Raw genomic sequence first — 7,048 nt, 5'->3', positions numbered from 1 at the left:
GCCAGCCTGACCGGCGTCGACCTGCTGCGGCTCGGCCCCGCGAGCGCCCTCGGCCCCGGCCACGCCGACGGCCTCGCCACCGCCGCCCGCCTCCTGATCCGCGACGCCCGGGCCGACCAGCTGCGCGCCCTGCCCACCACCCCCTGCATCGCCCTCTCCCCGATCGGCGGCCAGGGCTTCCTGCTCGGCCGCGGCAACCAGCAGCTCACCCCCGAACTGCTGCGCGCCGCGGGCCGGGAACGGCTGCTGGTGCTCGCCACCGAGGCGAAGCTCGCCGCCCTGGCGGGCCGCCCGCTGCTGCTGGACACCGGCGACCCCGACCTGGACGACGCCCTCTCCGGCCACGTCCGGGTGATCACCGGCCGCCGCTCCGGCGCCGTGTACCGCCTCTCCGCCTGACCTCCCACCCACAGAGGAGCCCCCATGATCGACCTGCACGGCAAGCGCGCGATCGTCACCGGCGCCGCCTCCGGCATCGGCCGGGCCACCGCCGCCCTGCTCGCCGAACTCGGCGCCGCCGTCGTCCTCCTGGACCTCGACGCCGAGCGCGGCGAACAGGCCGCCAAGGAGATCGGCGGCACCTTCGTCCGCTGCGACGTCTCCCGGCGCTCCGACTGCGAGCGGGCCGTCAGCACCGCCGTCGAGCAACACGGCGGCGTGGACGTGCTGTTCAACAACGCGGGCATCATCCGCCGCTCCACCGTCACCGAGATCAGCGACGAGGACTGGGACCTGGTGATGGCCGTCAACGTCCGCTCGATCATGCTGCTCAGCGGGCTGGTGGTGCCGCTGATGGCCGCGAGCGGCGGCGGCAGCATCGTCAACACCGGCTCCGGCTGGGGCATCAAGGGCGGCGGCCGGGCCATCTCCTACTGCGCCTCCAAGGGCGCCGTGGTCAACATGACCCGGGCGATGGCCATCGACCACGGCCCGGACAACATCCGGGTCAACTGCGTCTGCCCGGGCGACACCGACACCGGCATGCTCGCCGAGGAGGCCCGCCAACTCGGCGAGAGCCCGGACGCCTTCTACACCGACGCCGCCGACCGCCCGCTCGGCCGGATCGGCCAGCCCCGGGACATCGCGCAGACCGTCGCCTTCCTGGCCAGCGACGCCGCCGCCTTCGTCAGCGGCGCGGTCATCGCCGTGGACGGCGCCGGCACGGCCTGACCGCCTGACCGACCACCCGCCAGGACCCGGCCCGGGCGGTCGGGCACCGACGGCCGGGCACCCGACCGCTGGTGGCCGGCCGCCCGGCCACCGGTGCCGGTCGCCCGGCCGGTACGCTACCGACCAGGAAGAAGGGAAGCCCGATGGCGATCGAGCGGCGTCCGCTGCGCGAGCAGGTCAAGGACGAACTCCTGGAGCAGCTCGGCCGCGGCCGGTTCACCCCCGGCGAGTCGATCAACGAGGTCCAGCTCGCCGAGGAACTGGGCGTGAGCCGAACCCCCCTGCGCGAGGCCCTGATCAGCCTGGAGCGCGAGGGCATCATCACCAGCGAACGCGGCAAGGGCTTCCGCTTCGCCCCCACCGGCAAACAGGAGTTCCTCGACCTCACCGCGATCGTCATCGCCCTGGAGTCGCTGGCCCTGCGCACCTCCGACCCGGCCCACCTGGCGGAGATCGCCCCCCGGCTGCTCGCCGAGGCCCGCGCCTTCTCCGCCCCGCAGGCCCCGCACGGCACGATAGAGCGCCACGACGACGCCTGGCACGCCCTGCTGCTCTCCGGCTGCGCCAACGCCCGGCTGCGCGAGATGATCGACTCACTGAAGCTCACCCTGCACCGCTACGAGCGGGTGGTGGTCGGCGACCACGAGATCCTGGAGCGCGCCGCCGAGGAGCACGAGCGGATCGCCCAGTGCCTGCTGGACGGCGACATCGACCAGGCCGTCGCCGCGCTGGAGGCCAACTGGACCGGCGGCATGGAACGCATCCTGCACCGGCTGCCCCCGGTCGCCGCGTTCTGAGCCGCCTGCCCCGGGCGCCGAGTTCGAGCCGGCCCGTCAGCCCAGCAGTTCCGGGACGCCCGGGGCGAGCCAGTGCAGCCGGTCGGCCAGGCCGGCCGCCTCGAACCGCGCGGTGGTCTCCGCCCGCCCCTCGGTGAAGTGCTCCCACGAGGTGTAGTGGACGGGGACGACCCGGCGGGCACCGAGCGAGGCGGTGAGCACGGCGGCCTGCGCCCCGTCCATGGTGATCAGCCCACCGCCGCCGAAGGCCTCGATCCGGGCCGCGCCGAGGTGCAGGAAGGCCGTACCGATCCGGAACCTCCGCCCCACCGCGTCCAGTTCGGGGATGTGGACGGTTTCACCCGAGATGTAGAGCGCCTCCTCCTCGCCGGGCGCCTCGACGACGAAGCCGGTCACGTCCCCGACCGGACCGTGCAGACCCGGCGTACCGGTCACCCGCAGGGTCCGGCCGTCCACGGTCAGGGTCCGGCTCTGCCAGGGCGCCAGCCCGAGCGCGCCGCCGCCGAGCCGGGCGGCCCCGCTGACGGTGGTCAGCACCGGCCGCCCGGCGAGCAGGGTCCGGCCGGTGGCGTCCAGGTTGTCGGGGTGCTCGTCGTGGCTGAGCAGCACGGCGTCCACCGGCGGCAGCTCGTGCGCGCCGATCGCCGGAGCACCCGTGCTACGCAGAACCACCGGGTCGTGCCGGTACTCGGCCGGAGCCGGATCGAAGACGGGGTCGGTGAGCAGCCGCAGCCCGCCGACCTCCAGCAGGACGGTCGCGGTGCCGATGTGGGTGGCCTTGATCTTCACAGTGTTCTTTCCCTCGCAGTGAATTGACGTTCAGTCAGTTGTCGTTCCGGACGCGGAACCGGCTCCGGTAGTCCCCCGGCGTGGTGGAGAGCCGGTCCCGGAACACCCGGTGCAGGGTCTCGACGGAGCCGAAGCCGCAGGCCCGGGCGACCCCCGGCAGCGGGTGGTCGGTGCGCTCCATCAGCCGGCGCGCCGCCTCCAGCCGCAGCTCCTCGACGTACGCCCCGGGCGTCGTGCCGGTCTCCGTACGGAAGACCCGGGCGAAGTGCCGCTCGCTCATGGCGAGCCGGCCGGCGAGGGCGGGCACCGACAGGTCGGCGTCCAGGTGCTCGCCGATCCAGCGGCGCAGGTCCCGCAGGTCCGCCCGGCCGCCCGGGCGGTGGGCCAGCGGGACGCTGAACTGGCTCTGGCCGCCCGGGCGTTGCAGGTACATCACCATGATCCGGGCGATCTCCAGCGCGAGGTCGTCGCCGTGGTCCTCGGCGACCAGCGCCAGGGTGAGGTCCATCGAGGTGCTCAGGCCGGCGCTGGTCCACATCCGCCCGGAGCGGATGAACACCGGATCGGCGTCCACCTCGACGGCCGGGTGGTCGGCGGCCAGCCGCTCGGCGGTCGCCCAGTGGGTGGTCGCGCGGTGCCCGTCCAGCAGCCCGGCCGCCGCGGTGACGTGCGCGCCCGCGCAGACCGAGGCGACCCGTCCGGCCCGTGGCCCGGCCTCCCGCAGCCAGGCCACCACGGCCTGGTCCACCCGGGGCACCGGCCCGTCCGGCCCCAGGTCCACCCGACCCGGCACCAGCACCGTGTCCGCGCGGACCCGCGCCTGCGCCAGCGTCCCGGTCACGTGCAGCGGCACCCCCGAGAAGGTTTCCACCGGCCCGCTCCGCTCGGCGCACACCCGCACCTCGTACCCGGGCCGCCCGGGCGGCAGCAGCCGGCCGGCCAGCGCGAAGATCTCGGCGGGCCCGGCCACGTCCAGCGCGTTCACCCCGGGGAACACCGGGACCACGACCAGATGCGGCAGGCGGAGTGCGTCGTCCATGCCCCCACCCTCGCCCGGAGGCGGCTCTGGCGGCAATGACGGGACTCTGCAACATCCGGCCATCGGCCCGGGTCCTCTCGTCATCCGAGAGAGGGCCTACGCCCCCGGCCGTACCGCCTCCGCGACCAGCGCCCGATTGACCCTCCTCCGCCTCCCGGCGGCAGGATGGCCCGCATGTGGGGCAAGTGGATCGACTGCCGGGTACGGCCCGGAGCACACGAGGCGTTCGCCGCCGGCCAGCGCCGCTGGTCGGCGATCTCCGACCAGCCGGGCCTGGTCGGCCAGGCCGGCGGCTGGGCACCGGACGGCGACCGCGCCCTCCTGCTCGCCCTGTGGGCCGACGAGCCCGCCTACACCCGCTTCCTGCGCGAACGTCACGACCGGGCCGCCGCCGCCCAGCACTCCGCCTACAGCGCGATCGAGGTCGCCACCGGACCGGTCGTCCTCACCATGCCGGGCGGCTCCCCGTCCCTCCCCGACGCCCTCACCCGCGCCACCGTCCTGCGGGCCGCCGACTGCCGCCTCCGCCCGGGGCGCGCCGACCACTTCCTCGACGTCCAACGCCGCCTCTGGGCCCCGGGCATGGCCGCCGCCGACGGCATGCTCGGCGGCGCCGTCACCCGCCTCTCGCCCGACCGCTACCTCGTCACCACCCTCTGGACCACCCCCGCCGCCCACCACGCCTACACCACCGACCACCTCCCCGCCCTACTCCCCCGCGCCGCCGTCCCCACCGACGTCCACACCCTCACCGGGCACCTGCTCCCGCTCGAACCGTCCTGGCTGGTCCTCCCCGTCCGGTCGCCGTAACGGGGCCTGTCAGGGGCCGGCCCTACACTCCGGGCCATGTCACTGCCGCACTCCGTAGGCTCCGTCGACGACCAGCTGTCGGTCCTCGACTCCCTGCTCGCCGCCCCGTACCCCGAGCGCGCGGACACGAGGACCGAACACGGCTGGGGCGGCCCCGGGCACCAGCTCGCCGTGCTCCGGGCGAGCCGCGACTTCTGGGACGACCCGGGCCCCGAGACCGTCACCGAGGCCGAGGACGAACTCGAAGCCGACCTCACCGCCCTGACCGCCGTCCTGACCGACCGCTGGGGCGGCCCGACCACGATCGACCTCTGGTCCCACCTCGGGTACGACCAGCCGGACTTCGCCGACACCGACGGGCCGGAGCCGCTGGTCTCCCTGGCCTCCCTCGTCTTCCACCTGCCGGTGTGGCGGGTGCCGTCCACCGGGCGCTGGGTGGGCCTGATCATCGGGCAGGCCGACCGGGAGTTCCCGCTCGAACTCCTGGTCGCGATCGGCGAGGAGTCCTGCCTGCCGCGGTGAGACCCCTCGCGCCGTCGCCGCCGCACCGGGCGCCGATCGCGCGGGGCCGCGCCGCGCCGTCACCCCGGCGCCCCCGGCCGGTGGGCGTCGCAGTACCAGCCGCCCGGATACAGCCGGGCTCCCGGCGCTCCGCACGGGATCCGCCCCGCCGAGCAGATCTCCCTCCGCACCGGCGGGATCACCCGATCGGACGTGAGCGGCTCGCCCACCGGGTCGTACGGGTCCCCGGGCAGCAGCAGCCGATGCGGCGGGCGGTGCGGAGCACGGCGCCGCTCCGGCACCCGCGGGTGGTCGGCCCCGCGCTGACGCGGGATCACCGGCCGGTCCGTCCGGTCCGCCAGCACCCCGCCGTTGGCGAGGAAGCGGCGCCGGTCCGCCTCGGGCGCCCAGAAGCGCAGCGGGCCACCGTTCCGGGTCCGTTGGGTGATCGGCACATACACGCCGCCGGCGACCCGGCGCACGAAGTCGTCGATCCGCGGGACCAGCACCGCCCACGTCGGGTGCCACCGCCCGCAGCGGCCGCCGCCGCCGCGCACCTGGCAGGGCCGCGGGCTGACGCGGTCGCACTTCAGCAGCCGGAGGGTCCGCACCCCGCCGCGCAGCAGCAGGTCGCGGTCCTCCCGGATGGCCCGGGCCGGCAGGTTGTCGGTGCGCACCCAGTGGACCTGGTCGATGAGCGGCGCGTTCGGGTCGACGGTGTGCCAGACCGCGGTGATGCCGTCCTCCCGCGCCAGCCGGTTCCGACGCCGGACGGACTGCGCGCTGACGTACGAGAGTTGGGGCTCGAACCCGAACCGGCGGCCGTCCGCGCCGGTGACCAGGACGGCGGGCCGCCGCCCGTCGGCCGTCCCGGCCCCGATCTCGACGGCGTGCCCGTCGCTCTCGGCGGCCCGGGCGTAGCGCTCCTGGTAGGCCTCGCGCTGCTCGTCCTGGGCAGCGGTGTGGGCCCGGCGGTGCGGGTTGTGGTGGGAGGCGATGCGCCGACCGCGCCGGAACGACAGGTACATCCACTCCGGCTGGTCGGGGCGGGCGTCCCGGCAGATGGGGCAGAGCAGCCCGCGCTGGGCCACCGGCCGCCGGTCGGCGCGCAGCCGGTGCCACAGGCCTGGCTGTTCGGGGACACCGAGGTCGTCTCGGTCGAGGTCGAGGAGGCGGTCGAGGTCAGTGTTGAAGACCAGGTTGCGCGTAGGGAGTTCACCGTCGTACTCGTTCATGGCGTCTCATCTCTGCCATCAACCACGAGAGGGAACTTCCAGTCTGCACCGGGGCACCGACACCCGGGCCCGCTACCGTGCTGCCGGACGGAGCCGAGGGTGCACGGAGGGCGCAATGACGGACAGGGGTTTGCGGGAGCGGAACCAGCGGGAGCGCGGGTTCGAGGTGCGGGCGATCGGGTGGGTGGAGTCGCCCTTGCTGGAGCGGGCGGGGGCGCCGAGGCAGGGGGACGAGGGCGCGCCGAAGGCGTGGGTGGCCTTCGAGGCCGAGGTGGAGCGGGGGCTGCGGGACCTGGTGGCCGGGCAGGAGGTGCTGCTGCTGACCTGGCTGCACCGGGCGGACCGGGAGGTCTTGGCGGTGCGTCCGCGCGGGGACCGCTCCCGGCCGGAGACCGGGGTGTTCGCGACCCGCTCGCCGGACCGGCCGAACCCGATCGGGCTGCACCGGGTCACCGTCCTGGCCGTGGACGGCCCGCGGCTGCGGGTCAGCGGACTGGAGGCGATCGACGGCACCCCGGTGCTGGACGTGAAGCCGGTGCTGCCCGGGCTCGCCGAACGGTAGCGGGGGTCGGCGGGGGCGCCGTCGCCGGCCGGGGGCAGCCCCTGACGGTGACAGCGCGCCGTCAGCGGCCCACCGTGGCGACGAGGCGGGCCAGGGCGGCCCGGGCGGGTGGGCCCCAGCTGGACTTGCCGCCGGGGCGGCCGTG

8 protein-coding genes and 1 pseudogene are annotated in these 7,048 nt (G+C 75.4%); 6 read left to right on the top strand and 3 right to left on the bottom strand.

Translation table 11 applies throughout. From position 1 onward, the window contains the following. From AE652_RS31120 to AE652_RS31110, 3 genes and pseudogenes are all read left to right on the top strand, one after another. A pseudogene (locus tag AE652_RS31120) lies at nucleotides 1-399 on the top strand (NAD(+)/NADH kinase); the annotation flags it as partial. Between the two features lie 24 nt (nucleotides 400-423). Next, a complete protein-coding gene (locus AE652_RS31115) occupies nucleotides 424-1,170 on the top strand; it encodes an SDR family NAD(P)-dependent oxidoreductase (protein ID WP_049657574.1) in 747 nt (248 codons plus the stop codon). 143 nt (nucleotides 1,171-1,313) lie between these two features. Beyond that, nucleotides 1,314-1,967, top strand: a complete 654-nt coding sequence (locus AE652_RS31110; protein WP_049657573.1) for a GntR family transcriptional regulator — start codon at nucleotides 1,314-1,316, stop codon at nucleotides 1,965-1,967. 36 nt (nucleotides 1,968-2,003) lie between these two features. Here AE652_RS31110 and AE652_RS31105 read toward each other — a convergent pair whose 3' ends face one another. Then, the gene (locus AE652_RS31105) at nucleotides 2,004-2,756 is read right to left on the bottom strand and encodes an MBL fold metallo-hydrolase (protein ID WP_049657570.1); all 753 of its coding nucleotides are present in this window, start codon (nucleotides 2,754-2,756) and stop codon (nucleotides 2,004-2,006) included. Between the two features lie 34 nt (nucleotides 2,757-2,790). Beyond that, the gene (locus AE652_RS31100) at nucleotides 2,791-3,795 is read right to left on the bottom strand and encodes a GlxA family transcriptional regulator (RefSeq protein ID WP_049657569.1); all 1,005 of its coding nucleotides are present in this window, start codon (nucleotides 3,793-3,795) and stop codon (nucleotides 2,791-2,793) included. A 174-nt stretch (nucleotides 3,796-3,969) separates the two neighbouring features. Here AE652_RS31100 and AE652_RS49090 point away from each other — a divergent pair, with 174 nt between their 5' ends. Next, nucleotides 3,970-4,605, top strand: coding sequence for a DUF4937 domain-containing protein (locus tag AE652_RS49090; protein WP_049657566.1), 636 nt, complete (start codon nucleotides 3,970-3,972; stop codon nucleotides 4,603-4,605). Between the two features lie 36 nt (nucleotides 4,606-4,641). Beyond that, nucleotides 4,642-5,127, top strand: a complete 486-nt coding sequence (locus AE652_RS31090) for a hypothetical protein (protein ID WP_049657564.1) — start codon at nucleotides 4,642-4,644, stop codon at nucleotides 5,125-5,127. 59 nt (nucleotides 5,128-5,186) lie between these two features. Here the strand turns inward: AE652_RS31090 and AE652_RS31085 are convergent, their stop codons facing one another. After that, entirely contained in the window at nucleotides 5,187-6,341 is a 1,155-nt protein-coding gene (locus tag AE652_RS31085; RefSeq protein ID WP_049657562.1) for a hypothetical protein, read from the bottom strand. Between the two features lie 115 nt (nucleotides 6,342-6,456). Between AE652_RS31085 and tsaA the strand changes: the two genes are divergently transcribed. After that, complete coding sequence (tsaA, locus tag AE652_RS31080; RefSeq protein WP_107086581.1) at nucleotides 6,457-6,903, top strand: tRNA (N6-threonylcarbamoyladenosine(37)-N6)-methyltransferase TrmO; 447 nt, start codon at nucleotides 6,457-6,459, stop codon at nucleotides 6,901-6,903. The last annotated feature ends 145 nt before the right edge of the window (nucleotides 6,904-7,048 follow it).

Source organism: Kitasatospora sp. MY 5-36, from assembly GCF_001182915.1.
Classification (GTDB): Bacteria; Actinomycetota; Actinomycetes; order Streptomycetales; family Streptomycetaceae; genus Kitasatospora.
The sequence above is the reverse complement of the archived record's forward strand: the minus strand, read 5'-3'. Positions and strand labels throughout refer to the sequence as shown.

Coding starts and splice junctions, on each gene's coding strand:
- AE652_RS31115 (WP_049657574.1), top strand. CDS start 424: ATGATCGACCTGCACGGCAAGCGCGCGATCGTCACCGGCGCCGCCTCC.
- AE652_RS31110 (WP_049657573.1), top strand. CDS start 1,314: ATGGCGATCGAGCGGCGTCCGCTGCGCGAGCAGGTCAAGGACGAACTC.
- AE652_RS31100 (WP_049657569.1), bottom strand. CDS start 3,795: ATGGACGACGCACTCCGCCTGCCGCATCTGGTCGTGGTCCCGGTGTTC.
- AE652_RS49090 (WP_049657566.1), top strand. CDS start 3,970: ATGTGGGGCAAGTGGATCGACTGCCGGGTACGGCCCGGAGCACACGAG.
- AE652_RS31090 (WP_049657564.1), top strand. CDS start 4,642: ATGTCACTGCCGCACTCCGTAGGCTCCGTCGACGACCAGCTGTCGGTC.
- AE652_RS31085 (WP_049657562.1), bottom strand. CDS start 6,341: ATGAACGAGTACGACGGTGAACTCCCTACGCGCAACCTGGTCTTCAAC.
- tsaA (WP_107086581.1), top strand. CDS start 6,457: ATGACGGACAGGGGTTTGCGGGAGCGGAACCAGCGGGAGCGCGGGTTC.